Here is a 26402-nt window from a genome sequence, read left to right on the forward strand (position 1 = left end):
TGTTCGCCAAAACAGGTCAGCGATAGCGATCGTATGGCGGTTATTCAGTCTGTTCCGGTGGACATCTTTTTTTTCATGCTTTTCGCCTGCCAACAATTGGATTATCAATCATTTTTGTCTAGAGTGAGCGGAATTCACGACGCAGATGTTTGCAACGTTGCGTATCCGTCGAACTCTTAAAAAGGACGCTTTTCCAGGCATGAACCGCAGACGTTTTCTTAAATCATCCATGGCTGTTGCCGCCGTATGCGGAACGTCAGGAGTCGCCTCGTTATTCACTAAAGCGGCTTTCGCCGCGGATTCCGCTATCGCCGATGGTCAGACGCGCCGCTTTGACTTTTCCGTGCTGCAGGCGATGGCTCATGACTTAGCCCGCCAGCCGTGGGGCGGAGCGCCGCGCGACCTGCCGCCGACGCTGGCGAATCTGACCCCTCAGGCCTATAACAGCATCCAGTATGATGCGGCGCATTCGCTGTGGAATAACGTTGAAGAGCGCAAGCTGGATATCCAGTTTTTCCATGTTGGTATGGGTTTCCGCCGCCGGGTGCGTATGTTCTCGCTGGACTCCCAGTCTCAGCAGGCGCGGGAGATACACTTCCGTCCGGAGCTGTTCCAGTACAACGACGCCGGCGTTGATACCAAACAGCTGGAAGGGCAGACCGATCTCGGTTTCGCCGGTTTTCGCGTGTTTAAGGCGCCCGAACTGGCGCGCCGCGATATCGTCGCTTTCCTGGGCGCCAGCTACTTCCGCGCGGTCGACAGCACTTATCAGTACGGCCTGTCGGCGCGCGGTCTTGCCGTCGACACCTTTACCGATACGCCGGAAGAGTTCCCGGATTTCACGTCATTCTGGTTTGAAACCGTCAAACCTGGCGCGACGGTGTTCACCGTCTACGCGCTGCTCGATAGTCCGAGCGTCACCGGTGCCTATAAGTTCACCGTGAATTGCCAGGAAACGCAGGTGATCATGGATGTCGAAAATCATCTCTATGCGCGCAAGGACATTAAGCAGTTGGGTATTGCGCCAATGACCAGCATGTTCAGCTGCGGTAATAACGAGCGCCGGATGTGCGATACCATCCACCCGCAAATCCACGATTCTGACCGCCTGTCGATGTGGCGCGGCAACGGCGAGTGGATTTGCCGTCCGCTGAATAATCCGCAAAAGCTGCAGTTCAACGCGTTCCAGGATAAAAACCCGAAAGGTTTTGGCCTGCTGCAGCTGGATCGCGATTTCAGTCATTATCAGGACGTGATGGGCTGGTATAACAAGCGCCCGAGCCTGTGGGTGGAGCCACGTAATCAGTGGGGTAAAGGCGCCGTTAGCCTGATGGAAATCCCGACCACCGGCGAAACGTTGGACAATATCGTCTGCTTCTGGCAGCCGGAAAAACCGGTAAAAGCGGGTGATGAACTGGACTTTAGCTACCGCTTGTACTGGAGCGCGCAGCCGCCGGTGCGCTCGCCGCTGGCGCGAGTGCTGGCGACACGCACCGGAATGGGCGGCTTCCCGGAAGGATGGGCGCCGGGTGAACACTATCCGGACAAATGGGCGCGTCGTTTCGCCATCGACTTTGTCGGCGGCGACCTGAAAGCTGCGGCGCCGAAAGGTATTGAGCCGGTGATTACGCTCTCCAGCGGCGAGGCTAAGCAGGTAGAGATCCTCTACGTCGAGCCGTTTGACGGCTATCGTATTCTCTTTGACTGGTATCCGACTTCAGATTCCACCGATCCGGTGGAGATGCGCATGTTCCTGCGCTGTCGCGGCGACGCTATCAGCGAAACCTGGCTGTATCAGTACTTCCCGCCAGCGGCGGATCGGCGTAACTACGTTGATGACCGGATTATGAAATAACCCAGGCCGTCGCTACCCGCCCGCGGTGCGCTACTGCGGGCGTTGTTGTTTATCAGTGAGATATTGTCATGACTGGCGAAAACAGCCCCACCATCGAAACTATCCCGGTCAACGAACAGCTGGAGCTGCGTGCGGTTGACGAACGTTACGTCAGTGAGCTACATCAACTGGTGCTCAAAAACCGTAATTGGCTGCAGCATACGTTAAGCTGGCCTGCGGAGGTGCTGAGTGAAGATGAAACCCGGCGCCACGTGCAGGGAAACGTGATGCTTCACCAGCGCGGTTATGCAAAAATGTTCCTGCTGTTTTTACAGGGGCAGATGATCGGCGTTCTGTCATTTAACCAGATTGAACCATTGAATAAGACGGCCTATATCGGTTACTGGATCGATCAAAGCCATCAGGGGCAGGGACTGTTGTCGCAGGCGTTACAGGCATTTATCCATCATTATGCGCAAACGGGCGTCGTGCGCCGTTTCGTGATTAAATGCCGGGTCGCCAACCAGCGCAGTAATCAGGTGGCGCTGCGTAATGGTTTCGAACTGGAAGGTTGTCTGAAGCAGGCCGAGTTTTTAAATGGCGCGTATGACGATCAGAATATCTACGCGCGGATTATCGACCCGCAATAATCGGCTATAGCGAACCCAGCAGCGGTGTGCGGGTGATATGCTCGTCGCTGCTGACGATTTTGCGCCCGCGAAGATGAATTCTGTCACCCTCCAGTGCTTCGATACAGGCGTTACCGCAGATTTCTACCTGATGTTCGATAATCACATCGCCTCGAATCGTCGCGTGCCCTTCGATAAGGACCTCGTCATCCAGCAGAATGGGGCCGCCGAGAAGATGGGCGTGCCCGCCGACCATGACACGATGTTTTAACAAGCAGTTGCCTTCGACCACGGCGTTTTCGCCCACCTGGGAACTGTAGCGCAGGGTTGGGATCTGATCCTCGCCGCGCCCGGCGACCAGCCGCGCGCAATCGTAGACCCGGGCGTTGTCACATATCCATACGTCGTTATCTTCATTACCTTCAATACGCGCGTTATCGAACACTTCGGCACGGTGTTCAACAAAAGCGTGCTCAACCACGGCATCGCCGTAAATTTGCGCCTGGTGAACAATCCGTGAGGCGCTAACCGTAGCGCGCTGATAAATTTGCAGCACTTTATCGGTATCAGAGGTGAGTCCCTGAGCGGCAATCACCAGACAGTGGGGGAGAATACGCGCCTGGTCGGCGATTCGACAGACGCCGCGAATTTGTGAATGCTTTATTGTGACGTTGTCACTTATTCTGGCGCCGTGACTTGCCTGAACGTTATCAAGCCAGGCGTTATCGCTAATTGTCGCCCCGTGGCTTATTACGCAGGTGCCGGTCAGGCGGGCGTTGTCGTCAACGCGCGCGCCAGCGAAGACAACGCTGTTGGCATCATAAATCCAGCAGTCGCCGCCCTGGCTTAACGCGGCTTCATCATCGAGCCAGCCGCCTTCGCTACCCGCCTTAACGTCTGAGAAATCAATCAGCGCCACGATTTGCCGCAGAGTTACGCTATGTTTAATCCCGTCTTCTTCAAACTGATACAGGCGGACGTGGTCGCTCAGACGATATTTCTTCATCAGTATTTCTCTTTACCGTTGGTTAACACAAACATAGCAAAAATCTCCGTAGCGCGTTTTATAAGGTTCCTTTAAAATGCAACTTCAAATTAAATTGAAAGTTTAATTAAAATGAATAAAAACGCAGCGAGCGGCCAGGTGCTGAATCTACCGGCTGGCTATTTTGGTATGGTGCTGGGAATTATCGGTATGGGGTTCGCCTGGCGCTATGCCAGCACCCTCTGGCCGGTGAGCAGGATTATTGGCGATGCGCTGGTGGTGCTGGCGACGGGGATCTGGGCGCTATTGATGTTAGCGTTTATTGCACGGGCGATTCGTTTCCCGTGGAGCGTGCTGCAGGAGATGCGTCATCCGGTGGCCAGCAGTTTTGTCAGTTTGCTCCCGGCGACAACGCTGTTGGTGGCAATCGGCTTTGTCCCCTGGTACCGACCGTTATCGCTGGCGTTATTTGCTGCGGGCGTTACGCTGCAGCTTTGCTATGCGGCCTGGCAGAACGCGGGGCTGTGGCGGGGAAAACATCCGCAAGAGGCAACGACGCCCGGTTTATATCTGCCGACCGTCGCCAACAATTTTATCAGCGCCATGGCCTGCGGCGCGCTGGGGTTTAATGATGCCGGACTGGCGTTTCTCGGCGCTGGCGTCTTTTCCTGGCTCAGCCTGGAGCCGGTTATCCTGCAGCGGCTGCGCAGCAACGGCGAGCTACCGGCGGCTTTGCGGACTTCGCTGGGCATCCAACTTGCGCCGGCGCTGGTGGCCTGTAGCGCGTGGCTCAGCGTCAACGGCGGTGAAGCCGATACGTTTGCCAAAATGCTGTTTGGTTACGGTCTGCTGCAATTGCTGTTTATGCTGCGCCTGATGCCGTGGTATCTGCAGCAGCCGTTTAATGCTTCATTCTGGAGCTTCTCGTTCGGGATTTCCGCATTGGCGACCACCGGCCTGCATTTGGGGCACGGTCAGCCGCACGGTTTTTTCCATACGCTGGCGATCCCCTTATTTATTTTTAGCAACCTGATTATCGGCCTGCTGCTGCTGCGTACCTTTCTGCTGCTGGTGCGAGGTAAACTGTTCATTCGCGTAGACCGTGCCACTTTATTGCCAAACAAGGATTAATCATGACGACTCGTGACGAAAACTACTTTACTGAAAAATATGGCCTGACGCGCACCCACTCAGAAGTAGTGTATGCCGCCTCGCTGATGCAGCCGGGACAGACGCTCGACCTTGGTTGCGGCAATGGACGAAACAGCCTGTATCTGGCAGCGAAAGGTTACAACGTCACGGCGTGGGATAAAAATCCCATGAGTATCGATAATCTGGAGAACATTCGTCAGGCTGAAGGGCTGGAGAACCTGCAGACGGCGATTAAGAACCTGAATACGCTGAGCTTTGATGGCGAGTATGATTTTATTCTTTCTACCGTGGTGATGATGTTCCTGGAAGCCAAAACCATCCCTGGTCTTATCTCCAACATGCAGCGCTGCACTAAGCCTGGCGGCTATAACCTGATTGTTGCCGCCATGGATACCGAAGATTACCCCTGTACCGTGGGCTTCCCGTTCGCCTTCAAACCTGAAGAACTGCGTGACTATTATGCTGGCTGGCAGTTCCTCAAGTACAACGAAGACGTCGGCGAACTGCACCGCACCGACGCCAGCGGCAAGCGCATCAAGCTACGCTTCGCCACGATGCTGGCGCGTAAACCGGCTTAATCCGCCGCCAGCAGGCACAGCTGCAGGGCGGTTAGATAGGAGGCCTCAAAGGCGCGCAGCGGCAAAAATTCGAATTTCGAATGGAAATTATGCGCGCCGGTGAAGAAGTTCGGCGTCAGCAGACCCTTTGCCGATAGCGCTGCGCCGTCGGTACCGCCGCGCATCGGCGTGGGTTTTGGCGTTATACCGAGGCTTTCCATCGCGGTGAACATCAGGTCAATAGCCCGGCGGTCTTCGCCAATGGCGTTACTGATATTGCTGTAAGTATCGCTGATAGTGAATTCAACCCTGGCAGTAGGGTACTGGGCGGCGATTTTCTCTGCCGCTTCGCCAATCTGTTGTTTACGGCGGTTAAAGCTGTCCAGATCGAAATCGCGAATGTTGGCCTGCAACCTTGTGCTGTTCTGATCGCCATGAATACCGTTAAACCATACGTAGCCTTCGCGCCCGGCGGTGTGCTCCGGCGTCTGCTGGCGGTCGAAATAGCTCATGAAGTCGGTAGCCATTAACAGCGGGTTGACCAATACGCCTTTGGCGGACATCGGGTGTGCGGTTACGCCGGTAAACCGTATCTCCGCAGAGGCGGCGTTAAAGTTTTCATAAACGATCTCGCCGAGTTCGCAGCAGTCGATGGTCCAGGCAAAATCGACGGCGAAACGCGAGAGATCCAGCGCTTTTGCCCCGCGAAGACCCACTTCTTCGTCCGGGACGAACGCCACGACGATATCGCCATGCTTATGTTCGGCGGTCAGGTTTTCCAGCAGCGTCATGACAACGGTCACCGCCGCTTTGTTATCGGCGCCCAGTACGCTGGTGCCGTCGCTGAAAATAATCTCTTCATCACGATAGGCCAGGATTTCCGGATGCTCGTCAACCCGCAGCCAGATTTGCTGTTCCGAATTAAGACAGAGATCTTCACCAGTAAATCGCAGAATTTGCGGATGAATATCCGGCGACAGCCCGACATCAACGGTATCAATGTGCGTGATAAAGCCGATCCGCGGCGCCCCGGGGACGGTGCCTTTTTTTACCGCCGTCACGGTTGCATGCTCGTCGACAACGATATCGTCAAGGCCAAACTGACGTAGCTCGTCGGCTAACGCCTGCGCCATCTGATGTTGTCCGGGCGTCGTGGGTAACGTGGTTGCTCGTGGATCGCTTTGGCTGGTGATAGCCAGATAGCGAAAGAAGCGCTGGGTTAATTGTCTGGTTAAGGGCGAGGCCATAGTGATTCCTTCTTAATTTATTATTTCGGGTGTTTGCAATCTGGCTTTAGTGTTATCTATGGGCAATAAAACAAAAAGCTATTCATTAGTCAAAAAATGAAAAGGGAAACGCATGCAACGCACATCTACTTCAATAGCTCTGACGATAGCGGCATTAGCGGTGAGTTCCGCTGTGAATGCGAAAACACTGGTTTATTGCTCTGAAGGCTCGCCGGAAAACTTTAATCCGCAGCTTTATACTTCCGGGACCAGCGTCGATGCCAGCGCGGTACCGATATATAACCGGCTGGTGGACTTTAAAGTTGGCACCACGGAATTGCAGCCCAGCCTGGCAGAAAGTTGGGAGGTGAGCGAAGATGGTAAAGTTTATACATTCCACTTACGCAAGGGCGTTAAATTCCAAAGTAATAAGTATTTTAAACCGACCCGTGATTTTAATGCCGATGACGTTATTTTTTCCTTTATGCGGCAAAAAGATCCGAATAACCCTTATCATAATGTCTCTAATGGCAACTACTCCAATTTTGAAAGCCTGGAGTTTGGTTCGTTAATTACCGCAATTGATAAACCGGATGAATATACGGTGCGTTTTACCCTCGCGCACCCCGAGGCGCCTTTTGTCGCTGACCTCGGTTGGTATTTTGCTTCAATCCTCTCTGCGGAATATGCCGATGCGATGCTGAAAGCCGGAACCCCGCAGCGCGTCGATATGGATCCCATCGGCACCGGGCCTTTCAAGCTGGCGCAATACCAAAAAGATTCGCGGATCTTGTTTACCGCATTTCCTGATTACTGGCAGGGAAAAGCGAAAATCGATCGTTTAGTATTTAGTATTACGCCTGATGCCTCGGTGCGTTACGCTAAGCTTGAGAAAAATGAGTGTCAGGTCATGCCATTCCCCAATCCCGCCGATTTACCGCGGATGAAAAAGAACCCGCAGATCAATCTGATGAGCAAAGCCGGGCTTAATACCGGTTTCCTCGCCTTCAACACCCAGAAAGCGCCGCTGGATAACGTTAAGGTGCGCCAGGCGTTGGCCATGGCGATCAATAAACCGGCAATTATCGACGCGGTGTTCCACGGTACCGGGACAGTAGCGAAAAACCTGCTGCCGCCTGGCGTCTGGAGTGCCGATGCCGATCTGCAAGATTACAGCTGGGACCTGGAAAAAGCCAAAGCGCTGCTGCGTGAATCCGGCGTGAAGAGCCCCATTACCATCGACCTGTGGGCGATGCCGGTTCAGCGTCCTTATAACCCAAATGCGAAACGAATGGCGGAAATGATCCAGGCCGATTGGGCTAAAATCGGCGTGCAGACCAAAATCACCACCTATGAATGGGGCGAATACCTTAAGCGGGTGAAAGACGGCGAGCATCAGGCGGCGTTAATGGGCTGGACTACCGCGACCGGCGACCCGGATAACTTCTTTGGCCCATTATTTACCTGCCAGTCGGCCAACGGCGGTTCTAATTCGGCGAAATGGTGCTACGCGCCGTTTGATAAAATTATCGCCGAAGCCAAAACCATCACCGACAGGCCGCAGCGAGAAGCCTTGTATAAACAGGCGCAGCAGATGATGCACGATCAAATGCCGGCCGTGATGATTGCGCACTCAACTATTTTTGAGCCGGTAAGTAAATCGGTGACCGGGTATGAAATCGACCCGTTTGGTAAACATATTTTTTATCAAGTGGACGTAAAATAAACATCGTAAATAAATCCGCCGCATTGGCGGATTTATTTTTTGCAAGGAGTTGACGGACCACCTTTTTTGTCACAAAACTTAGCGTGGGAATTTGTTATAAATCTTGCCGACAAACTGCATTTACAGGGATCATCCATGCGTACAAAAATGTTATTTAAAGTTGCCGCTCTGGCCGGGCTACTGGCATTAACCGGTTGTGCATCTAAACTGGCGCAACCGGATCAGTATTCCGGGTTCTTAAAAGATTACTCTAAGTTAAAAGAGACTACCTCGGCCTCCGGCAAACCAGAGCTGCGCTGGATCTCCCCGGACTACAATCCGAACAACTATGACAATGTTGTTTATCGTCCAATCACCTACTACCCGGTGCCGAAACCAACGACTCAGGTAGGGGAGAAAGCGCTGCAGGACATCCTCAATTACACCAACAAGCAGATGAAACAGGCCATCAGCGAACGTAAACCGTTGGCGACCACGGCTGGCCCTCGCAGCCTGATTTTCCGCGGCGCCATCACCGGTGTTGATACCAGTAAAGAAGGGCTGCAGTTCTATGAAGTGATCCCGGTAGCGATGATTGTCGCGGGTACCCAGGCGGCAACCGGCCATCGCACGATGGACACGAATCTCTACTTCGAAGGCGAACTGATCGACGCGAAGACTAATAAGCCGGTTATTAAGGTTGTGCGTAAGGGCGAAGGTAAAACGCTGTCTAATGAGAGCACGCCGCTAACCGCTGATACGTTGAAGCAGGTGATTGATGACATGGCGATCGACGCGGTGAAATTCGACCCGTCACAGAAGTAATTGATGCGTTAAGCCCGTCTGGCGCGATGCCTGACGGGCTTATTATCAGGCCAGCCGGCGGCGCATAAATAGCTGCTCGGGGCGGGCGAACATCACCAGATTTCCTACCAGTATTAACGCCAGACCTATCACCGCGTTGCTATGCCAGATGTAACCTTCATAGAAGGTGGAGATAGTTAATGCCACCAGCGGGAAAAGCAGCGTGCTATAGGCCGCTTTACTGGCGCCGATACGTCCTACCAGGGTGAAATAAGCGCCGAACGCGATCACCGAACCGAACAACGCCAGATACAGCAGGGCGCCCATATAACTCCAGGTCCACTGTGGCATAAAGTTATCGCCGCGCAGCAGCGCGATCGCGCCCATCACCAGCGTGCCGTAAAACATGGCCCAGCTATTGGTGGTCAATGTCTCAAGCCCGCGGCGCTGGTGGCGAATACTCAGCATATTGCCCAATGAAAAACCGTACGTTCCCAGGGCGCTCAGGCCGATTCCCCACAGTAGCGACGCGTTCAGACCATTGGCGAGGAGATCGTCCCAGAAGAGGGTGACGATTCCGGCGAGCCCCAGCGCCGCCGCCAGCCAAAAGCGCCCCGGCGGCTGCTGGCGGAAGAAAATAAAACTGTTGATCGCGTTAAATAATACCGCCATCGAAAAGATCACCGACTCAAGGCCGGTATTGATATGCGCCGCGGCGGTATAAAAACACCAGAAGTTAAAGCAAAAGACGCAGCAGCCTTGCAGCATGCAAAACAGATGATCGCGCATTGCCAGCGGGCGCAGACGGCGGGTAATCAGCAAAATTGTCAGCATGGTGACGCTGGCGACGGCAAAACGCCAGAAAATTGACACCGGCGCGGCAACGGGCCCCTGTTGTAAAAAGATAGCAATCCATGTGGTACCCCAGATAACCACCACCAGCCCGTAGAGTAATGCGTTCAAAATGTCTCTCCTGTTAATATGCCTGGCGTGAGTGTGCGGTTTTTCCGGGCAAAGCGCTGTCACCTTTTTGTTGCCGACTTGCAAAATCTTGCGCTTATTTTTCACAAGCTCATGGTCAATGCTGGTAAGCGGAGAGGACAATTTATAGACTAGAGGTCTGCGGATTAAAAACGATGTGAAGGCTATGGCATACGGGACGTTCGAAACATTACAACAACAAAATGCGGTGCTGCGGGGGACCGTAGAACTCAATTCCGGGATCCAGCTTGCCGCGTGGTACAACGACCTCGATCGAATCACGGTGCGCAGCGACCACCACACGTTGAGCCTGTATGTCGCCGATGGTTACGAAAGCTACCAAAAAACGCCCTACGGCTGGAAGAACGGCGGCGGGCCGGATCGTTTTTGTCTGATGCCGAAGGGCGATGAAAGCACCTGGGATATTCGCGGCGATCTTTCGTTCGTTCATCTCTATTGCACCGATGAACACCTGCGCCGCGTCGGCGAGCAAATTTGGGATCGCAGTCCTGCTTCTTTCACCTTGCAGGAAAAGACCTTTGCCAGCGATGACAAAATTACGGCGGTCTATCGTCAGTTTCTGCTCGACAACGACTGGCGCCAGCAGGCTAATCAACTGCTGTTAAGCTCGGCCAGTACGCTGCTGTTGACGCATCTGATCCAAAACTATTCGAACGTCCAGTGGCGGTTGCCGACCGTTACCGGCGGCCTGGCGCCGCATCTGTTGCGTAATCTGTTGGCGTGGATTGAGGAGCACCTCGAGCAGCCGCTAACGCTCGCCGATCTGGCCGCCCAGGCGTCGCTTAGCGAATACCATTTTGCACGGATGTTCCGCCAGTCAATGAATATGGCGCCGCACCAGTATGTGATGCAGCGGCGGATGCTCAAGGCGCAACATCTGATTTGCCATACTCAGCAGCCGTTGACCGAGATAGCGTTAGCCTGTGGCTTTAGCTCCGCCAGCCATTTTAGTCATCGGGTAAAAAGCGCCACGGGTCTTACGCCAAGCCAGCTACGCGTGGCGCAGCGCGGTTAATAGCGCATAGCTGATACCGCCGAGGACCAGCCCCCAAAAGGCCGAGCCGACTCCTGCAAGGGTAACGCCGCTGGCGGTGACCAAAAATGTTACGACTGCGGCATCGCGTTCGCTCTCATGCCCCAGCGCCTGATAGAGACTGCCGCTAATGGTTCCCAACAATGCCAGCCCCGCCAGCATCTGGATCCACACCGGCGGCAGCGCCGCCATTAGCGCGGTTATCGAACCGCCAAATAGACCCGCTAACAGATAAAAAAAACCGGCCGCCGCTGCGGCGAGCCAGCGCTTATCCGCATCCGGATGCGCATCCGGACTTTGACAGATCGCGGCGGTAATGGCGGCGATGCATACGGAATAGACGCCAAATGGTGAAAATAGCAGCGCCAGCGCGCCGGTAAATACGATAAGCGGCGAGACCGGAACCCGATAGCCTGATGCCTGAATAGTCGCCAGCCCCGGCGCATTCTGCGAAGCCATGGTGACAAGAAAAAACGGTACACCGACGCTGAGTAACAGCGAAGGAGTGAACTGCGGGGTAATCCACTGCGGAGCAACAAAAACCATATCGTTTGCCACTGGTGACAGCGCGCCGGTTAGCAGGGCGATGACCCCACCTGCCGCTAATGCCGCGACCACCGCAAAACGTGGATAAAGCGCTTTGCATAACAGCCAGGCGGCGAACATCCCGCCGCATAGCAGGAGATTATCCTGCAAACTGCCAAATGCCTGCAGACCAAAGCGTAGCAGGATCCCCGCCAGCATTGCCGCCGCCAGCGAATGCGGAATGATTTTCATGAGGCGGGCAAACAGTCCCGTCACGCCACATAGCAGGATCAGCGCGTTGGCGAAAACAAATATTCCCACCGCCTGTGCCAGCGTCGCTCCCTGTAATCCACTGACCAGTAAAGCCGCGCCTGGGGTTGACCATGCGGTGAGGATGGGGACTTTCCGCCATAACGTTAATACCAGCGTGCTGACGCCCATCGCCAGGCCAAGGGCGGTCATCCAACCGGCTATTTGCCCGGCGTCGGCGCCAGCGGCGGCGGCCGCTTGCCAAATGATGGCGGCGGAGCTGGCGTAGCCTACCAGCACGGCGACAAATCCCGCGAGCAGCGTGGGGATGGGAAGGGTAAAGGAGCGCATGAACACCTCTTGTGCGTTATAACATACGACGAAGGTAGCATTGTGCGTTATAGCGTACAACTGGTAATATCAAGAAAATGACGAGGAGCACCAATGAATATTGCCCAACATCTGGCATTGACGCTGAAAAGCCTGCGTCAGCAGCGCGGCTGGAGTTTGTCGCGGCTGGCGGAAGAAACCGGAGTATCAAAGGCGATGCTCGGGCAAATCGAACGTAATGAATCGAGCCCAACGGTTGCGACATTGTGGAAGATAGCCACCGGCCTCAATGTGGCGTTTTCGACTTTTATTGTCGCTGATGAGTCCGCAGCGCCCGCCGCCTTCGACCCGCAGCAGCAGGCGATGGTGGTGACGCCCATCTTCCCATGGGATCCCGAACTGCGTTTTGACCATTTTTCGATTACCCTCGCCCCCGGCGCGCTGAGCGAATCGACGCCGCATGAGACCGGCGTCATTGAACATGTGGTGGTCATTAGCGGTACGCTGGATTTATGTCTGCAGGGGCAGTGGCATTCATTGCAGGCGGGAGAAGGGCGGCGCTTTGCCGGTGACCTGACGCACGCTTACCGCAATAGCGGCGCGCAGACGGCGCACTTTCATTCGCTGATTCATTATCCAAAAGAAAAAGCCGCGGACTAATCCGCGGCCAATCAAGATGACTGAGACTAAAATTCACAACGTGACGAGGAAAATCCGGAATACGCAGCCACTGTAACCTTGCCGGGTTTTCATGAGAAATAGCTTTTTCTTCAATGCTTTGCCGATTTCTGCAAATTCGCTGTGCGGGCGCGGCGGAAAATGTTTTCGTCTGCGCTCAGTTCTGACTACAATAGCCGCCATTTCGACCCCCTATAACGGATAACGACGAGCGTATGCGCCTGCAAAACCATCATCTTGAACTTCTTAGTCCCGCCCGCGATGCCGGGATCGCCCGTGAAGCGATTTTACACGGCGCCGATGCGGTCTATATCGGCGGGCCGGGCTTCGGCGCGCGGCATAATGCCAGTAATAGCCTGAGCGATATCGCCAACCTGGTGCCGTTTGCGCATCGCTTTGGCGCTAAGGTGTTTGTGACGCTGAATACCATTCTTCATGATGATGAACTGGAACCCGCGCAACGTCTGATTACCGATCTGTACGAGACCGGCGTCGATGCGCTGATCGTGCAGGATATGGGGATAATGGAGCTGGATCTGCCGCCAATCGAGCTGCATGCGAGCACCCAGTGCGATATTCGCAGCGTCGAGAAGGCGAAGTTTCTCTCTGATGCAGGCTTCAGCCAGATTGTTCTGGCTCGCGAACTCAACCTCGATCAAATTAAAGCGATCTACGACAATACCGACGCGACTATCGAGTTCTTTATTCACGGCGCCCTGTGCGTTGCCTATTCCGGCCAGTGCTATATTTCTCACGCGCAAACCGGACGTAGCGCCAACCGCGGCGACTGCTCTCAGGCTTGCCGCCTGCCTTACACCCTGAAAGACGATCAGGGGCGCGTCGTGGCTTATGAAAAACATTTATTGTCGATGAAAGATAACGATCAAACTGCCAACCTGGCGGCATTGATCGACGCCGGCGTGCGCTCCTTTAAGATTGAAGGGCGCTATAAAGATATGAGTTATGTGAAAAATATCACCGCTCACTATCGTCAGATGCTGGATCGTATTATTGAAGACCGCGGCGATCTCGCGCGTTCTTCCGCCGGGCGCACCGAGCACTTTTTCGTACCGTCTACCGATAAAACGTTCCATCGCGGCAGCACCGACTATTTTGTTAACGCGCGTAAGGGCGATATCGGCGCGTTTGATTCGCCGAAATTTATCGGTCTGCCGGTAGGCGAAGTATTAAAAGTCGGAAAAGATTATCTCGATGTCGAAGTGACTGACGCGTTGACTAACGGCGATGGTCTGAATGTCATGATCAAACGTGAAGTTGTCGGCTTCCGTGCCAATACGGTGGAGAAAACGGGGGAAAACCGTTATCGCGTCTGGCCAAACGAGATGCCGGCAGACCTGCATAAAGTACGTCCGCATGAGGCGCTTAATCGTAATCTCGACCATAACTGGCAGCAGGCGCTACTGAAAACTTCCAGCGAGCGTCGCATTGCGGTTGATATCGCGCTGAGCGGTTGGCAGGAACAATTGGTGCTGACCATGACCTGTGAAGACGGCATCAGCGTCACGCATACGCTGGATGGCGAATTTGCCGAAGCGACCCAGGCGGAAAAAGCGCTGGCTAATCTGCGTGATGGCGTGGCGAAGCTCGGGCAGACTATTTACTACCCGCGTGATGTGCAGATTAATCTGCCGGCTCTGTTTGTACCGAACAGTATGCTCAACCAACTTCGTCGCGAAACGGCAGAGATGCTCGATCAGGCGCGCCTCGATGCCTGGCAGCGCGGTACGCGTAAACCGGTCTCCGTACCTCCGCCTGTGTATCCGGAAACGCATTTGTCGTTCCTGGCGAACGTTTATAACCACAAAGCGCGCGCTTTTTATCAGCGTTACGGCGTACAGCTGATTGATGCGGCGTATGAAGCTCATGAAGAGAAGGGCGACGTACCGGTGATGATCACCAAGCACTGCCTGCGTTTTGCCTTCAACCTATGTCCGAAGCAGGCTAAAGGCTCGATTAAAAGCTGGAAGGCGACGCCGATGCAGCTGATCCACGGTGATGAAGTCCTGACGCTGAAATTTGATTGTCGCCCGTGCGAAATGCACGTGGTGGGTAAAATCAAAAATCATATCCTCAAGATGCCGCATCCGGGCAGCATCGTCGCCTCCGTTAGCCCGGACGAGCTGATGAAAACGTTGCCCAAGCGTAAAGGCGCGTAAGGGCCGTTCTCACAGCGGGCCGTTATGCGCCTTTGCTTTGCGCGCATACTGCCGGTGATGATGCTCGCGCAGCGAGCTGGCGGTCTCCTCAGCCTGGCTGCGTAGCTCATCGCAATCAGCCTCGTGCAGTAACTGCTGTTCGAGGCTTTGCACCGGGAAATATTCATGCCCCTGACGCTGGGCTAACACATGGCCGGACAATAACCCGCACATCAACACAACCGCTGTCAAAAATTTTCGCCACATATCATTTTCCATATCAATAGATAACGCATGAGTAATATGGTTGATTTAATATCGGCTTTTTTGCCTGGTTATCAAAGAAGCGCAAGGCTTTGTCAGGCGCGGCTGAAGAATGATGAAAAAAAAGCCTGACGCGTCAAGCGCCAGGCTAAGAAACAGTTTCTTTTATCAGGCGCGAAGCCCGGCGGCGTTCATCAGCAGGCGGAAAATCATGCTGACGGCGCCCAGCGCCAGCACGCTAGCCCCCCATATGGCCACCAGCCATAGCAAACGTTTTATCCATGATCTCTCCATCAGTGATATCCCTCGCCAGGTTGAACTTTGCCGCGGAATACGTAGTAGCTCCAGAAGGTATAACCAAGAATGACGGGAATAATCAGTAGCGCGCCAACCAGCATAAAGCCCTGGCTTTGCGGCGGCGCCGCGGCCTGCCACAACGTAATCCCCGGCGGGATAATATTCGGCCAAATGCTGATCCCAAGCCCGCTAAAGCCAAGAAAGACTAATCCCAGCGTCAATATAAACGGCAGGACGTGAGCGTCGCGTTTCCCAAGCGTGCGCCATAACCAGGCGCTGATGGCGATAACCAGTAGCGGCACCGGCAGCAGGTAAAACAGATTCGGCAGGCTAAACCAGCGCTCGGCGATAGCCGGCAGAGAGAGCGGCGTCCACAGACTAATCGCGGCTATCGCCACCAGTAAGGCCAGCAGAAGAAAGCGTGAAATTCTGCGCATGCTATTCTGCAACGGATTCTCGCTTTTCATCACCAACCAACTGGCGCCCAACAACGCGTAAGCAACGGTGAGGCCGAGGCCGCAGAAAAGGGTAAATGGCGTGAACCAATCCCACATACCGCCGCTAAAGCTGCGACCGCTAACCGGAAAACCATGAATGACCGCGCCAACGACCATGCCCTGGGTGAATGTCGCCAGTAGCGATCCGCCAAGAAAAGCTTTATCCCAGAAAGGGCGGTGCGTAGGGGTAGCTTTGAAGCGAAACTCGAAGGCCACGCCGCGAAAAATAAGGCCGATCAGCATCAGGGTTAAGGGTACCGACAGCGCGTCGATAATCACCGCATAGGCCAACGGGAAGGCACCGAAAAGACCTGCGCCGCCAAGCACCAGCCAGGTTTCATTGCCATCCCATACCGGGGCGACGCTGTTGACCATCACGTCGCGCTCTTCATCGCCGCGTACGGTAACAAACAGAATCCCAATCCCTAAGTCGAAACCGTCCATGACGATGTACATCAGCGTGGCGAACACGATGATAACAAACCAAATAACCGATAAATCAATACCCATTAGCGGGACTCCTTATGCTGAAAACCATCCATAACGGCAGAAAGCGGACGCGCGGGCGTACCTGTTGGCGCCGGTGTCTGCTCCTGCGGTCCTTTGCGGATCAGGCGCAGCATGTAGCTATAACCGACGCCGAACACCGAACTGTAGACGGCAATAAAGGCCAGCAGGCTAATGGTCATATGCAGATCGCCGTGAGCTGATACGGCCTCGGAGGTGCGCTGTACGCCGTAGACGACCCATGGCTGGCGGCCAACTTCGGTGGTCACCCACCCAGCAAGAATCGCAATCAGTCCGGAAGGCCCCATCCATAACGCGAAGCGCAGGAAAGGTTTTGAGGTATACAGACGCTGGCGATAGCGCAGCCACAGCGCAATGGCGCCAAGCAATATCATCAGCATTCCCAGACCGGCCATCAGACGAAATGACCAGAAGACAATGGTTGAGTTAGGGCGATCTTGCGGGGCGAATTCCTTCAGCGCCGGTACCTGCTTATCGAGGCTATGGGTAAGAATCAGACTGCCGAGGGCGGGGATCTCCAACCCGTAGCGGGTGCGCTCTTGTTGCATGTCCGGCCAGCCGAACAGCAGCAGCGGCGTCGGTTCGCCGGGCGGATTTTCCCAGTGGCCTTCGATGGCGGCAATCTTCGCCGGTTGGTGTTTCAGGGTATTAAGCCCATGCATATCGCCGATTAATGCCTGGATGGGGGCGACAATCAGCGTCATCCATAGCGCCATTGAGAACATGGCGCGGATGGCATGGGTTTGGTTGCCGCGCAGCAAATGCCATGCGGCGGATGCGCCCACGAATAACGCGCTGCTAAGAAACGCAGCAACGGACATATGGAATAAGCGGTAAGGGAAAGAAGGGTTAAAGATAACGGCGAACCAGTCTACGGGTACGACCTGGCCGTTAACGATTTCAAAACCTTGCGGCGTTTGCATCCAGCTGTTTGAGGCCAGGATCCAGAACGTGGAAATGATGGTGCCCAGCGCCACCATACAGGTGGCGAAAAAATGCAGGCCGGGGCCGACACGGTTCCAGCCAAATAACATCACGCCAAGGAAACCGGCCTCCAGGAAGAACGCGGTAAGGACTTCATACGTTAGCAATGGGCCGGTAATGCTGCCGGCGAACTGAGAAAAACCGCTCCAGTTTGTGCCGAACTGGTAGGCCATAACCAGCCCTGAGACCACTCCCATACCAAAGTTGACGGCAAAGATTTTCGACCAGAAATGATACAGCGAGCGCCAGACAGGATTTTTTGTTTTTAACCACAATCCCTCAAGTACCGCCAGGTAACTGGCAAGACCGATGGTGATTGCTGGAAAGATGATATGAAATGAGACGGTAAAGGCGAATTGGATCCGCGCCAGATGAAATGCATCAAGACCGAACATGCAAGGCTCCACAACAAAATTGATTCTGCGCAATTTTAGAGGGGGGAGAGGCGTGATAGCAGACGCAGAAAAGCGCTTTTTTATGATAACAGTTGCGGATTGTTATTCTTTCTCTTGATGTTTCATATTTGTGAAGTTAATTTTCATGTCATCATAAATAATCAATTTCGTATTGTGAATTTATATCAGTTATACTTCACACTTTTATTTACGATTTTCCTTATGACTTGCGCTGTTTTTTGTTAATTATTCTGCTAGCCTGTGATGGCGTTATGTTTTGCCGTCAAGTTTACCTCTTAAATATCCGTATTCATTATGTGAATTTGATATCCATTATTTTTTAATATATTAATTGATAAAGAAAGGGAGAGGGTTTGTCAAAGAAAGGCCTGCGAAGTTTACTTATCTCATTGTTTTTCATGAGCATTTTTTGGCTTGCCGTGGGCGGCGGAGTCTATCTGCTTATTTGAGCTACTAGTATCCCGGCATGAAATTACTTCATTTTTAGATGCGTGATGAATTTATCGGTCGGGCTGATTTAATCGCTGATTCACAACATGAGAAATAAAGCGTATCTATGTTCAAACGATTAGAGTTGGCATCGATACGTCGTGCGCATCATTCATATTTTTTCTAACTTGCGGACTTGCCTGATACTTTATTGCTATCCTCAAATGCGAATAATTCATCATTGATAATACAATTTCATGTTCTTTCAGCGGCAAGATCACCACTTGCCGTGCTATGAGATACTCGCTCAGTGGCATCTGTCAGGTATATCAGTTTTTAAAACCTGCCATTTTTGACCATCTGTTATAAGATACGGCATCCCGTTGATGAAATGGATGCGGTAATGAAAAAGTATCAGCAGCTTGCGCGACAGTTAACTGAACAGATCGCGCTTGGCGTTTGGCAACCCGGCGATCGGCTACCCTCCTTACGCGAACAGGTTGTCAGCAGCGGAATGAGTTTTATGACCGTCAGCCATGCCTACCAGTTACTGGAAAGCCAGGGACGGATTATCGCTCGTCCACAATCCGGTTATTATGTGGCGCCGCAGCCGGTGAAGCAGCGCCAGCCTGAGCCTCCCGCGCAAGTGACGCGCAATGAGTCGGTTGATATCAACACCTATATTTTCGACGTCCTGCAGGCGAGCCGCCAGGCGTCGATGCTGCCTTTTGCTTCCGCTTTTCCCGACCCGCGTCTGTTTCCCTTGCAGCAGCTAAATCGTTCGCTGGCTCAAGTGAGTAAAACCGCCACCGCCATGAGCGTGATCGAGAACCTGCCGCCGGGCAACGATGAGCTTCGTCATGCGATTGCCCGGCGTTATGCGTTGCAGGGAATGAACGTATCGCCGGATGAGATAGTCATTACCGCCGGTGCGCTGGAGGCGTTGAACCTCAGCCTGCAGGCGGTGACTGAGCCCGGCGATTGGGTCGTCGTCGAAAATCCTTGTTTTTACGGCGCGCTGCAGGCGCTCGAACGGTTGCGACTTAAGGCGCTATCGGTGGCCAGCGATGTGAAAGAGGGGATCGATTTAGCGGCGCTGGAACAGGCATTGCAGAGCTACCCGGTCAAAGCCTGCTGGCTGATGACCAATAGCCAGAACCCGCTCGGATTTACGCTGACGGCAGACAAAAAAGCGCAACTGGTGGCGCTATTGACACGCTACAACGTCATGTTGATTGAAGATGACGTTTACAGTGAGTTGTACTTTGGTCGGGAAAAACCGCTACCCGCAAAGTACTGGGATCGTGATGAGATGACGCTGCACTGTAGCTCATTTTCAAAATGCCTTGTCCCGGGGTTTCGTATCGGCTGGGTTGCCGCTGGCAGGCATGCCCGCCGTATTCAGCAGTTACAGCTTATGAGTACGCTATCTACCAGTTCGCCGATGCAGTTGGCGCTGGTCGATTATCTCTCGACCAAACGTTACGACGCGCATTTACGCCGGTTGCGGCGACAGCTTGCCGAGCGGAAACAGCTGGCCTGGCAAGCGCTACTGCGTTTTTTACCCGCCGAGGTCAAAATTCATCATAGCGACAGCGGTTATTTCCTGTGGCTGGAGCTGCCCGCTGGCGTCGATGCTGGCGAACTCAGCGCTCTGGCGTTACGGGATAACATCAGTATTGCGCCGGGTAAAATGTTTTCTACCACCGCTAATTGGACCTCATTTTTCCGTTTTAATACCGCCTGGGGCTGGGGAGAAAAAGAAGAGCAGGGAGTCAAACGGCTCGGCGAACTTATACGTCAACTTTTGTCTTAGCTTATTCATCGCTTTTTTTAATTGCCGGTTTTTATTTTTCCGGCAATTTATCCACTTCATTCTTGTATTCATTAATCAGTTTAAAATATCCACCAGCACCGGGTCGTCATAGGGAATATGCATACTCATCCTCCTGCCATAACTCCTTGTCTATAATCCATATTATCGAATCGTGGTGGCGATTTTTGCGGAATGCGCACCTGGTCACAACCTGAGGAAATTTCCCCAGAGCCCCGCAGGCCGCCGTCTACCCTTATTAAGGGAGATATTTTTACGGCACGGCTGCCGCTACTTTTATTCTGACAGGAGTAAGTTCAAATGAGCAAAAAATTTGCCCGTGGCAGCCTGTGCGCGCTGAGTATGGTTGTGCTGACAGCGCAAGCCGCTGAACCGCCGTCTTCGCTGGATAAAGGAGAAGGGCGGCTCGATATTATTGCCTGGCCGGGTTATATCGAACGCGGTCAGACGGATAAGAATTATGACTGGGTAAGCCAATTCGAAAAAGAGAGCGGCTGCCAGGTTAATGTGAAGACTGCCGCCACTTCAGACGAAATGGTCAGCCTGATGGCGAAGGGCGGTTACGACCTGGTGACCGCCTCCGGCGACGCCTCGTTGCGCCTTATCATGGGCAAGCGTGTACAGGCGATTAATACCGCGCTGATCCCAAACTGGAAAACGCTTGACCCGCGAGTTGCCAAAGGCGCGTGGTTTAACGTCGGCGATAAAGTGTACGGCACGCCCTATCAATGGGGGCCGAACCTGCTGATGTACAACACTAAAACCTTCCCGACGCCGCCTGATAGCTGGAAAGTGGTTTTCGTCAAACAAGATCTACCGGACGGAAAAAGCAACCAGGGACGAGTTCAGGCCTATGATGGTCCGATTTATATCGCTGATGCAGCGCTATTTGTCAAAGCAACACAGCCGCAGTTAGGAATTAACGATCCCTATGAACTCACCGAAGCGCAGTATCAGGCGGTGTTGAAGGTTCTGCAGGATCAGCATCCGCTGGTTCACCGTTACTGGCACGATGCAACCGTTCAGATGAGCGACTTTAAAAATGAAGGTGTGGTTGCCTCGGGCTCCTGGCCGTATCAGGCCAATGGTCTGAAAGGTGAAGGTCAGCCCATCGCTACCGTCTTCCCAAAAGAAGGCGTGACCGGGTGGTCCGATACGACGATGTTGCATAGTGAGGCAAAGCATCCGGTATGCGCTTATAAGTGGATGAACTGGTCGCTGACGCCGAAAGTACAGGGCGATGTCGCCGCCTGGTTTGGGTCGCTGCCCGTGGTGCCGCAGGGCTGTAAAGCCAGTACGCTATTGGGAGACAAAGGCTGTGAAACCAACGGTTACAACCAATTCGACAAGATTGCGTTCTGGAAAACGCCGATTGCCGAAGGCGGAAAGTATGTTCCTTATAGCCGTTGGACCCAGGACTATATCGCGATTATGGGTGGCCGCTAAGCGCCTGGAGACTGAACATGACGTACGCGGTAGAGTTTGATGACGTTTCGCGTTTGTATGGTGACGTACGCGCGGTGGATGGCGTGAGTATCGCCATTCGCGATGGCGAGTTTTTTTCCATGCTGGGGCCGTCAGGCTCCGGCAAAACCACCTGCCTGCGCTTAATCGCGGGCTTCGAACAGCTATCCGGCGGTTCGATTCGTATTTTTGGTCAGCAGGCCAGCGAATTACCGCCCTGGCAGCGTGACGTCAATACGGTTTTTCAGGATTACGCGCTATTTCCGCATATGTCGATCATCGACAACGTCGCCTATGGGCTGATGGTGAAAGGCGTGGGCAAAAAAGAACGTCAGCTTCGCGCCCAGGAAGCCTTAGAAAAAGTGGCGCTTGGGTTTGTGCACGCTCGCAAGCCTTCGCAGCTATCCGGCGGTCAACGGCAACGGGTCGCCATTGCCCGCGCGCTGGTCAACCAACCTCGTGTGCTGTTATTAGATGAACCGCTTGGCGCGCTGGATTTAAAACTGCGCGAACAGATGCAGGTAGAGCTAAAAAAACTTCAGCAGTCGCTGGGTATTACTTTCATTTTTGTTACTCACGATCAGGGTGAGGCGCTGTCGATGTCCGATCGCGTGGCGGTGTTTAACAATGGCCGTATTGAGCAGGTCGATTCGCCGCACTCGCTCTATTTACAGCCTAAAACCGCCTTTGTCGCCGGATTTGTCGGCACCGCTAACGTTTTTACCCCAGAAGTTTCGCAGCGCCTATGCGGGGTGGCTGGCGCATGGTCACTCCGTCCTGAACATATTCGACTGAATGGCGGCGGTGATATTCAGGTTCAGGGGACCGTGCAGGCGGTGCAGTTTCAGGGGGCATCAACGCGTATTGAACTGAAACTTGCAGCGGGCGAAAAGCTGCTAGTCAGCCAGGCCAACGTTGATGGCGGGGCGGCGTTGAGCGCGCCGCGGTTGGGGCAACAGGTATTGGCCGGCTGGTCGCGTTCGGCGATGGTCTCCCTGGAAAGCGGAGGCTGAGATGACGATGGCGCTTGTACAACCAACGACCGGGAGGATGTCAGGGCTGTTCTGGCGAAAACCGTCATTGGGCCTGTTTTTACTGCTGCTGGGCCCGTTGATGTGGTTTGGGATTGTCTATCTGGGATCGCTCCTGACGCTGTTGTGGCAAAGCTTCTATACCTTTGATGACTTTACGATGTCGGTCACCACGGATTTGACGCTCGCTAACCTGAAGGCGCTGTTTAATCCCGCCAACTACGACATCATTGTCCGTACCCTGGTGATGGCCATCTGCGTGACTATTGCCAGCGCAATCCTGGCGTTGCCGATGGCGTGGTATATGGCGCGTTATACCCGCGGCAAGATGAAAGCCTTCTTTTATATCGCGGTGATGTTGCCGATGTGGGCCAGCTATATCGTTAAGGCGTACGCCTGGACGCTATTGCTGGCGAAAGATGGCGTGGCGCAATGGTTTCTCGGCCACCTTGGTCTGGAGAGCGTGTTAAATATGGTGTTGACCATCCCGGCGGTCGGCGGCAATACCTTATCGACCTCCGGGCTCGGGCGATTCATGGTGTTCGTCTATATCTGGCTGCCGTTCATGATCCTGCCGGTACAGGCGGCGCTGGAACGCCTGCCGCCGTCGCTGCTGCAGGCCTCCGCCGATTTAGGCGCTCGACCGCAACAAACCTTCCGCTACGTGGTACTGCCTTTAGCCATACCGGGTATCGCGGCAGGTTCTATCTTTACCTTTTCCCTCACTCTTGGCGATTTTATTGTGCCGCAACTGGTGGGACCGCCCGGTTTCTTTATCGGCAACATGGTTTATTCGCAGCAAGGCGCGATTGGCAATATGCCGATGGCGGCGGCGTTCACGTTGGTGCCGATTGTTCTTATTGCACTGTATCTGGCGTTTGTTAAGCGCCTGGGAGCGTTTGATGCACTCTGAACGCGCACCGTTGTTTCTCAAAATCGCCACCTGGGGCGGAGTGGTATTTCTCCATTTTCCACTGCTGATTATCGCCTTGTACGCCTTTAATACAGAGGATGCCGCTTTCAGCTTCCCGCCGAAAGGGCTGACGCTCCGCTGGTTCAGCGAGGCTGCCGCTCGCGCAGATATCATTGAATCAGTGACGTTGTCACTTAAAATCGCCGCTTTATCCACGGGGATTGCGCTGGTGTTGGGCACTCTCGCTGCCGGCGCGCTGTGGCGGAGTTCGTTTTTTGGTAAGAATGCCGTGTCGCTGCTGTTGCTATTACCTATTGCACTTCCCGGCATCATTACCGGCCTGGCGCTGCTGACGGCATTTAAAGCCGTCAATCTTGAGCCTGGCTTGCTAACCATCGTGGTGGGTCACGCGACCTTCTGCGTGGTGGTGGTGTTTAACAACGTCATTGCCCGATTTCGCCGGACATCATGGAGTCTGGTGGAAGCATCGATGGATCTTGGCGCTACAGGCTGGCAAACCTTCCGTTACGTGGTGCTGCCCAATTTGGGTTCGGCACTGCTGGCGGGCGGGATGCTGGCATTCGCTCTGTCCTTTGATGAAATTATCGTCACTACCTTTACCGCCGGACATGAGCGGACGTTACCGTTGTGGTTGTTAAATCAACTGGGGCGCCCGCGCGATGTACCGGTCACCAACGTGGTCGCGCTGTTGGTGATGTTAGTGACGACTGTACCCATCCTGGGGGCCTGGTGGCTAACCCGTGACGGTGAGAATAACGCCGAAAGCGGAAAATAATACACTTTACAGGATCATGCTATGCAACATAACCTTTTGATAAACGGTCAATTAGTGGCGGGAGAAGGCGAGGTGCTGCCGGTATTCAATCCTGCCAATGGCGAAACGATTATTGAGATTGCGGAGGCGACCGAGGCGCAGGTTGATGCCGCCGTCAATGCTGCAGATCGTGCGTTTGTCAGCTGGAGCCAGACAACGCCGAAAACCCGCGCCGAATGTTTGCTGAAAATGGCGGATGTGATTACTGAACATGCAGAAACGCTCGCCAAACTGGAGTCTTTAAACTGCGGTAAACCGCTACATTGCGTTATCAATGATGAAATGCCGGCGATTGCCGATGTATTTCGCTTCTTCGCCGGCGCCGCGCGTTGCCTGCCGGGAATGGCTGCTGGGGAGTACCTTGAGGGGCACACCTCAATGATCCGCCGCGACCCGGTCGGCGTAGTGGCCTCGATTGCGCCGTGGAACTATCCGCTAATGATGGCGGCGTGGAAGCTGGCGCCCGCGCTGGCGGCCGGTAACTGCGTGGTGATTAAACCTTCGGAAATCACCCCACTGACGGCCTTGAAGCTGGCGGAACTTGCAAAAGACATTTTCCCGGCCGGCGTTATCAACGTGCTTTTCGGCCGGGGCCCAACTGTTGGCGACCCGCTCACCGGCCATAGTAAAGTGCGTATGGTTTCGTTGACTGGTTCGATTGCCACCGGCGCCCATATTATTGGTCACACGGCGAATTCGATTAAACGCACCCATATGGAGCTGGGCGGTAAAGCGCCGGTCATTGTTTTCGATGATGCCGATATCGATGCCGTCGTCGAGGGCATTCGTACTTTCGGTTTTTATAACGCCGGTCAGGACTGTACTGCCGCTTGCCGTATTTACGCGCAACAAGGCGTCTACGATCGGCTGGTTGAAAAACTAGGCGCGGCCGTGGCCAGCCTGAAAATGGGGCAACCGGACGATCCATCCACGGAACTGGGGCCGGTCAGTTCGCTTGCGCATCTTGAACGGGTGACGGCGGCTGTCAACGCCGCGCGCGCCTTACCGCATATTAAAGTGGTAACCGGCGGCAGCCGCGCGGCGGGGAGTGGTTACTATTTCCAGCCCACGTTGTTGGCTGGCGCACAGCAGGATGACGCTATCGTACAACGCGAAGTTTTTGGCCCGGTAGTTAGCGTGACGCCGTTTAGCGATGAGGAACAAGTATTAACCTGGGCTAATGATTCGCAATATGGGCTTGCCTCCTCGGTGTGGACGCAGGACGTGGGCCGCGCCCATCGCCTGAGCGCGCGTTTGCAGTACGGTTGCACCTGGGTGAATACCCATTTCATGCTGGTTAGCGAAATGCCGCACGGCGGACAGAAGCTATCTGGTTACGGCAAGGACATGTCGATGTATGGCCTGGAGGACTACACGGTGGTTCGTCATGTAATGGTGAAACATTGAATATTAACGTGCCGGCAGCATTACCACGCTAATAGTTGCAATAGCAATAAATGTTAAAAAAGATAAGGGGTAATATGAGAGTATTCTTATACCCCTTCAAGAGCTAAGCCATTGTGAGTGCCGGAGATAAGCGCCGGATGGGGAGTAAACAACTAAGCATGCTATTAATTGTTGATCCCTGCAGGATGATGCGGGGATTTTTTTTGCGTATCGACTTTTTATGCCGATTTAATAATCAATGTTTGTCTTTTTTTGATGGCAGGCCCGAGTGGCGGCGCTCACGAATATAAGAGATAAGACTGTAGATTGCGATCACCAATAAGACTAAAGCCATTAGCAGGGCAAGTATTCCTGACATAAGCGACCTCAAAAATAAGTAACAGGAAAAGCAAAAACGTTATAACTAATAGTAATGAACCTATGCGGAAGTTCGTGAGTTTGCAAATAATAATTTCTTTCAATTACCGGAATATAGAGCACAAAATAACACCTGGAAATCTACAGTCCGCATTAACCATAAGGCTGAGCAGTCGATTGCTGATTATCAGTAGTCGCTAATTTAAGAAAATTCTCACCTTATAAAAGCCAAGTATAGTTAGCTATCCATAATCCGGTATGCGGATTGCCAGATCATTTTG

At 53.7% G+C, this 26402-nt stretch carries 24 protein-coding genes; 15 read left to right on the forward strand and 9 right to left on the reverse strand.

Annotation, left to right across the window (positions count from 1 at the left end; translation table 11 throughout):
- Positions 1–199: 199 nt before the first annotated feature.
- Both PGR23_RS04925 and rimL read left to right on the forward strand, forming a co-directional pair.
- The gene (locus PGR23_RS04925) at positions 200–1855 is read left to right on the forward strand and encodes a glucan biosynthesis protein D (protein ID WP_045393970.1); all 1656 of its coding nucleotides are present in this window, start codon (positions 200–202) and stop codon (positions 1853–1855) included.
- 68 nt (positions 1856–1923) lie between these two features.
- Positions 1924–2484, forward strand: a complete 561-nt coding sequence (gene rimL / locus PGR23_RS04930) for a 50S ribosomal protein L7/L12-serine acetyltransferase (protein WP_045393973.1) — start codon at positions 1924–1926, stop codon at positions 2482–2484.
- Between the two features lie 4 nt (positions 2485–2488).
- On the opposite strand, the gene ydcK is transcribed toward rimL, so the two are convergent.
- Positions 2489–3469 (reverse strand): YdcK family protein, encoded by a 981-nt coding sequence (gene ydcK, locus PGR23_RS04935; RefSeq protein ID WP_396279643.1) that lies wholly within the window; start codon positions 3467–3469, stop codon positions 2489–2491.
- A gap of 111 nt (positions 3470–3580) precedes the next feature.
- Here ydcK and tehA point away from each other — a divergent pair, with 111 nt between their 5' ends.
- Both tehA and tehB read left to right on the forward strand, forming a co-directional pair.
- Positions 3581–4579, forward strand: a complete 999-nt coding sequence (gene tehA, locus PGR23_RS04940; RefSeq protein ID WP_396279644.1) for a dicarboxylate transporter/tellurite-resistance protein TehA — start codon at positions 3581–3583, stop codon at positions 4577–4579.
- A 2-nt stretch (positions 4580–4581) separates the two neighbouring features.
- Positions 4582–5178, forward strand: coding sequence for a tellurite resistance methyltransferase TehB (gene tehB, locus PGR23_RS04945; RefSeq protein WP_396279645.1), 597 nt, complete (start codon positions 4582–4584; stop codon positions 5176–5178).
- Here the strand turns inward: tehB and pepT are convergent.
- The gene (gene pepT / locus PGR23_RS04950; RefSeq protein ID WP_396279646.1) at positions 5175–6404 is read right to left on the reverse strand and encodes a peptidase T; all 1230 of its coding nucleotides are present in this window, start codon (positions 6402–6404) and stop codon (positions 5175–5177) included. The genes tehB and pepT overlap by 4 nt on opposite strands.
- Before the next feature lie 112 nt (positions 6405–6516).
- Between pepT and PGR23_RS04955 the strand changes: the two genes are divergently transcribed.
- Together PGR23_RS04955 and PGR23_RS04960 are read left to right on the forward strand one after the other, a co-directional pair.
- The gene (locus tag PGR23_RS04955; RefSeq protein ID WP_026612294.1) at positions 6517–8109 is read left to right on the forward strand and encodes an ABC transporter substrate-binding protein; all 1593 of its coding nucleotides are present in this window, start codon (positions 6517–6519) and stop codon (positions 8107–8109) included.
- 135 nt (positions 8110–8244) lie between these two features.
- Positions 8245–8913 carry a DUF3313 domain-containing protein gene (locus tag PGR23_RS04960; protein ID WP_045393989.1) on the forward strand — a complete coding sequence of 223 codons (669 nt, stop codon included), beginning with the start codon at positions 8245–8247 and terminating at the stop codon, positions 8911–8913.
- A 45-nt stretch (positions 8914–8958) separates the two neighbouring features.
- Here the strand turns inward: PGR23_RS04960 and PGR23_RS04965 are convergent, their stop codons facing one another.
- A complete protein-coding gene (locus tag PGR23_RS04965) occupies positions 8959–9855 on the reverse strand; it encodes a DMT family transporter (RefSeq protein ID WP_047048775.1) in 897 nt (298 codons plus the stop codon).
- A 184-nt stretch (positions 9856–10039) separates the two neighbouring features.
- On the opposite strand from PGR23_RS04965, the gene PGR23_RS04970 reads away from it, so the two are divergent.
- Positions 10040–10909 carry a helix-turn-helix domain-containing protein gene (locus PGR23_RS04970; protein WP_396279647.1) on the forward strand — a complete coding sequence of 290 codons (870 nt, stop codon included), beginning with the start codon at positions 10040–10042 and terminating at the stop codon, positions 10907–10909.
- Here PGR23_RS04970 and PGR23_RS04975 read toward each other — a convergent pair.
- Complete coding sequence (locus PGR23_RS04975; protein ID WP_396279648.1) at positions 10886–12058, reverse strand: benzoate/H(+) symporter BenE family transporter; 1173 nt, start codon at positions 12056–12058, stop codon at positions 10886–10888. The two genes, PGR23_RS04970 and PGR23_RS04975, sit on opposite strands and share 24 nt — an antisense overlap.
- A gap of 87 nt (positions 12059–12145) precedes the next feature.
- Here PGR23_RS04975 and PGR23_RS04980 point away from each other — a divergent pair, with 87 nt between their 5' ends.
- Together PGR23_RS04980 and PGR23_RS04985 are read left to right on the forward strand one after the other, a co-directional pair.
- Positions 12146–12691 (forward strand): helix-turn-helix domain-containing protein, encoded by a 546-nt coding sequence (locus tag PGR23_RS04980; RefSeq protein WP_047048772.1) that lies wholly within the window; start codon positions 12146–12148, stop codon positions 12689–12691.
- Between the two features lie 233 nt (positions 12692–12924).
- Positions 12925–14886, forward strand: a complete 1962-nt coding sequence (locus tag PGR23_RS04985) for a U32 family peptidase (RefSeq protein ID WP_396279649.1) — start codon at positions 12925–12927, stop codon at positions 14884–14886.
- A 9-nt stretch (positions 14887–14895) separates the two neighbouring features.
- On the opposite strand, the gene PGR23_RS04990 is transcribed toward PGR23_RS04985, so the two are convergent.
- From PGR23_RS04990 to PGR23_RS05005, 4 genes are all read right to left on the reverse strand, one after another.
- Positions 14896–15132, reverse strand: coding sequence for a DUF2554 family protein (locus PGR23_RS04990; RefSeq protein ID WP_045394002.1), 237 nt, complete (start codon positions 15130–15132; stop codon positions 14896–14898).
- A 165-nt stretch (positions 15133–15297) separates the two neighbouring features.
- Entirely contained in the window at positions 15298–15423 is a 126-nt protein-coding gene (locus PGR23_RS04995; protein ID WP_064571560.1) for a DUF2474 domain-containing protein, read from the reverse strand.
- Entirely contained in the window at positions 15423–16433 is a 1011-nt protein-coding gene (gene cydB, locus PGR23_RS05000) for a cytochrome d ubiquinol oxidase subunit II (RefSeq protein WP_396279651.1), read from the reverse strand. The genes PGR23_RS04995 and cydB overlap by 1 nt, the downstream gene beginning before the upstream one ends.
- Positions 16433–17830: a cytochrome ubiquinol oxidase subunit I gene (locus PGR23_RS05005; RefSeq protein WP_045394007.1), complete on the reverse strand. Its 1398-nt coding sequence runs from the start codon at positions 17828–17830 to the stop codon at positions 16433–16435. Before PGR23_RS05005 ends, cydB begins: the two co-directional genes overlap by 1 nt.
- 853 nt (positions 17831–18683) lie before the next feature.
- Between PGR23_RS05005 and PGR23_RS05010 the strand changes: the two genes are divergently transcribed.
- The 6 genes from PGR23_RS05010 (at position 18684) to patD (ending at position 25764) form a co-directional block, all read left to right on the forward strand.
- Positions 18684–20096 carry a PLP-dependent aminotransferase family protein gene (locus PGR23_RS05010; protein ID WP_045394010.1) on the forward strand — a complete coding sequence of 471 codons (1413 nt, stop codon included), beginning with the start codon at positions 18684–18686 and terminating at the stop codon, positions 20094–20096.
- Between the two features lie 318 nt (positions 20097–20414).
- Positions 20415–21560, forward strand: a complete 1146-nt coding sequence (gene ydcS, locus PGR23_RS05015; protein WP_045394012.1) for a putative ABC transporter substrate-binding protein YdcS — start codon at positions 20415–20417, stop codon at positions 21558–21560.
- A gap of 17 nt (positions 21561–21577) precedes the next feature.
- Positions 21578–22591 carry an ABC transporter ATP-binding protein gene (locus tag PGR23_RS05020; protein WP_047048760.1) on the forward strand — a complete coding sequence of 338 codons (1014 nt, stop codon included), beginning with the start codon at positions 21578–21580 and terminating at the stop codon, positions 22589–22591.
- A gap of 1 nt (position 22592) precedes the next feature.
- Positions 22593–23522: an ABC transporter permease gene (locus PGR23_RS05025; RefSeq protein ID WP_045394017.1), complete on the forward strand. Its 930-nt coding sequence runs from the start codon at positions 22593–22595 to the stop codon at positions 23520–23522.
- A complete protein-coding gene (locus PGR23_RS05030; protein WP_045394020.1) occupies positions 23512–24318 on the forward strand; it encodes an ABC transporter permease in 807 nt (268 codons plus the stop codon). The genes PGR23_RS05025 and PGR23_RS05030 overlap by 11 nt, the downstream gene beginning before the upstream one ends.
- Before the next feature lie 21 nt (positions 24319–24339).
- A complete protein-coding gene (gene patD / locus PGR23_RS05035) occupies positions 24340–25764 on the forward strand; it encodes an aminobutyraldehyde dehydrogenase (protein ID WP_045394023.1) in 1425 nt (474 codons plus the stop codon).
- 235 nt (positions 25765–25999) lie between these two features.
- Here patD and PGR23_RS05040 read toward each other — a convergent pair whose 3' ends face one another.
- Complete coding sequence (locus PGR23_RS05040; RefSeq protein WP_072251384.1) at positions 26000–26122, reverse strand: small membrane protein; 123 nt, start codon at positions 26120–26122, stop codon at positions 26000–26002.
- Positions 26123–26402 lie beyond the last annotated feature (280 nt).

The sequence above is a fragment of the Klebsiella sp. 141162 genome, assembly GCF_050600755.1.
GTDB classification, from domain to species: Bacteria; Pseudomonadota; Gammaproteobacteria; order Enterobacterales; family Enterobacteriaceae; genus Klebsiella; species Klebsiella aerogenes.

Coding starts and splice junctions, on each gene's coding strand:
- PGR23_RS04925 (WP_045393970.1), top strand. CDS start 200: ATGAACCGCAGACGTTTTCTTAAATCATCCATGGCTGTTGCCGCCGTA.
- rimL (WP_045393973.1), top strand. CDS start 1,924: ATGACTGGCGAAAACAGCCCCACCATCGAAACTATCCCGGTCAACGAA.
- ydcK (WP_396279643.1), bottom strand. CDS start 3,469: ATGAAGAAATATCGTCTGAGCGACCACGTCCGCCTGTATCAGTTTGAA.
- tehA (WP_396279644.1), top strand. CDS start 3,581: ATGAATAAAAACGCAGCGAGCGGCCAGGTGCTGAATCTACCGGCTGGC.
- tehB (WP_396279645.1), top strand. CDS start 4,582: ATGACGACTCGTGACGAAAACTACTTTACTGAAAAATATGGCCTGACG.
- pepT (WP_396279646.1), bottom strand. CDS start 6,404: ATGGCCTCGCCCTTAACCAGACAATTAACCCAGCGCTTCTTTCGCTAT.
- PGR23_RS04955 (WP_026612294.1), top strand. CDS start 6,517: ATGCAACGCACATCTACTTCAATAGCTCTGACGATAGCGGCATTAGCG.
- PGR23_RS04960 (WP_045393989.1), top strand. CDS start 8,245: ATGCGTACAAAAATGTTATTTAAAGTTGCCGCTCTGGCCGGGCTACTG.
- PGR23_RS04970 (WP_396279647.1), top strand. CDS start 10,040: ATGGCATACGGGACGTTCGAAACATTACAACAACAAAATGCGGTGCTG.
- PGR23_RS04980 (WP_047048772.1), top strand. CDS start 12,146: ATGAATATTGCCCAACATCTGGCATTGACGCTGAAAAGCCTGCGTCAG.
- PGR23_RS04985 (WP_396279649.1), top strand. CDS start 12,925: ATGCGCCTGCAAAACCATCATCTTGAACTTCTTAGTCCCGCCCGCGAT.
- PGR23_RS04990 (WP_045394002.1), bottom strand. CDS start 15,132: ATGTGGCGAAAATTTTTGACAGCGGTTGTGTTGATGTGCGGGTTATTG.
- PGR23_RS04995 (WP_064571560.1), bottom strand. CDS start 15,423: ATGGAGAGATCATGGATAAAACGTTTGCTATGGCTGGTGGCCATATGG.
- cydB (WP_396279651.1), bottom strand. CDS start 16,433: ATGGGTATTGATTTATCGGTTATTTGGTTTGTTATCATCGTGTTCGCC.
- PGR23_RS05005 (WP_045394007.1), bottom strand. CDS start 17,830: ATGTTCGGTCTTGATGCATTTCATCTGGCGCGGATCCAATTCGCCTTT.
- PGR23_RS05010 (WP_045394010.1), top strand. CDS start 18,684: ATGAAAAAGTATCAGCAGCTTGCGCGACAGTTAACTGAACAGATCGCG.
- ydcS (WP_045394012.1), top strand. CDS start 20,415: ATGAGCAAAAAATTTGCCCGTGGCAGCCTGTGCGCGCTGAGTATGGTT.
- PGR23_RS05020 (WP_047048760.1), top strand. CDS start 21,578: ATGACGTACGCGGTAGAGTTTGATGACGTTTCGCGTTTGTATGGTGAC.
- PGR23_RS05025 (WP_045394017.1), top strand. CDS start 22,593: ATGACGATGGCGCTTGTACAACCAACGACCGGGAGGATGTCAGGGCTG.
- PGR23_RS05030 (WP_045394020.1), top strand. CDS start 23,512: ATGCACTCTGAACGCGCACCGTTGTTTCTCAAAATCGCCACCTGGGGC.
- patD (WP_045394023.1), top strand. CDS start 24,340: ATGCAACATAACCTTTTGATAAACGGTCAATTAGTGGCGGGAGAAGGC.
- PGR23_RS05040 (WP_072251384.1), bottom strand. CDS start 26,122: ATGTCAGGAATACTTGCCCTGCTAATGGCTTTAGTCTTATTGGTGATC.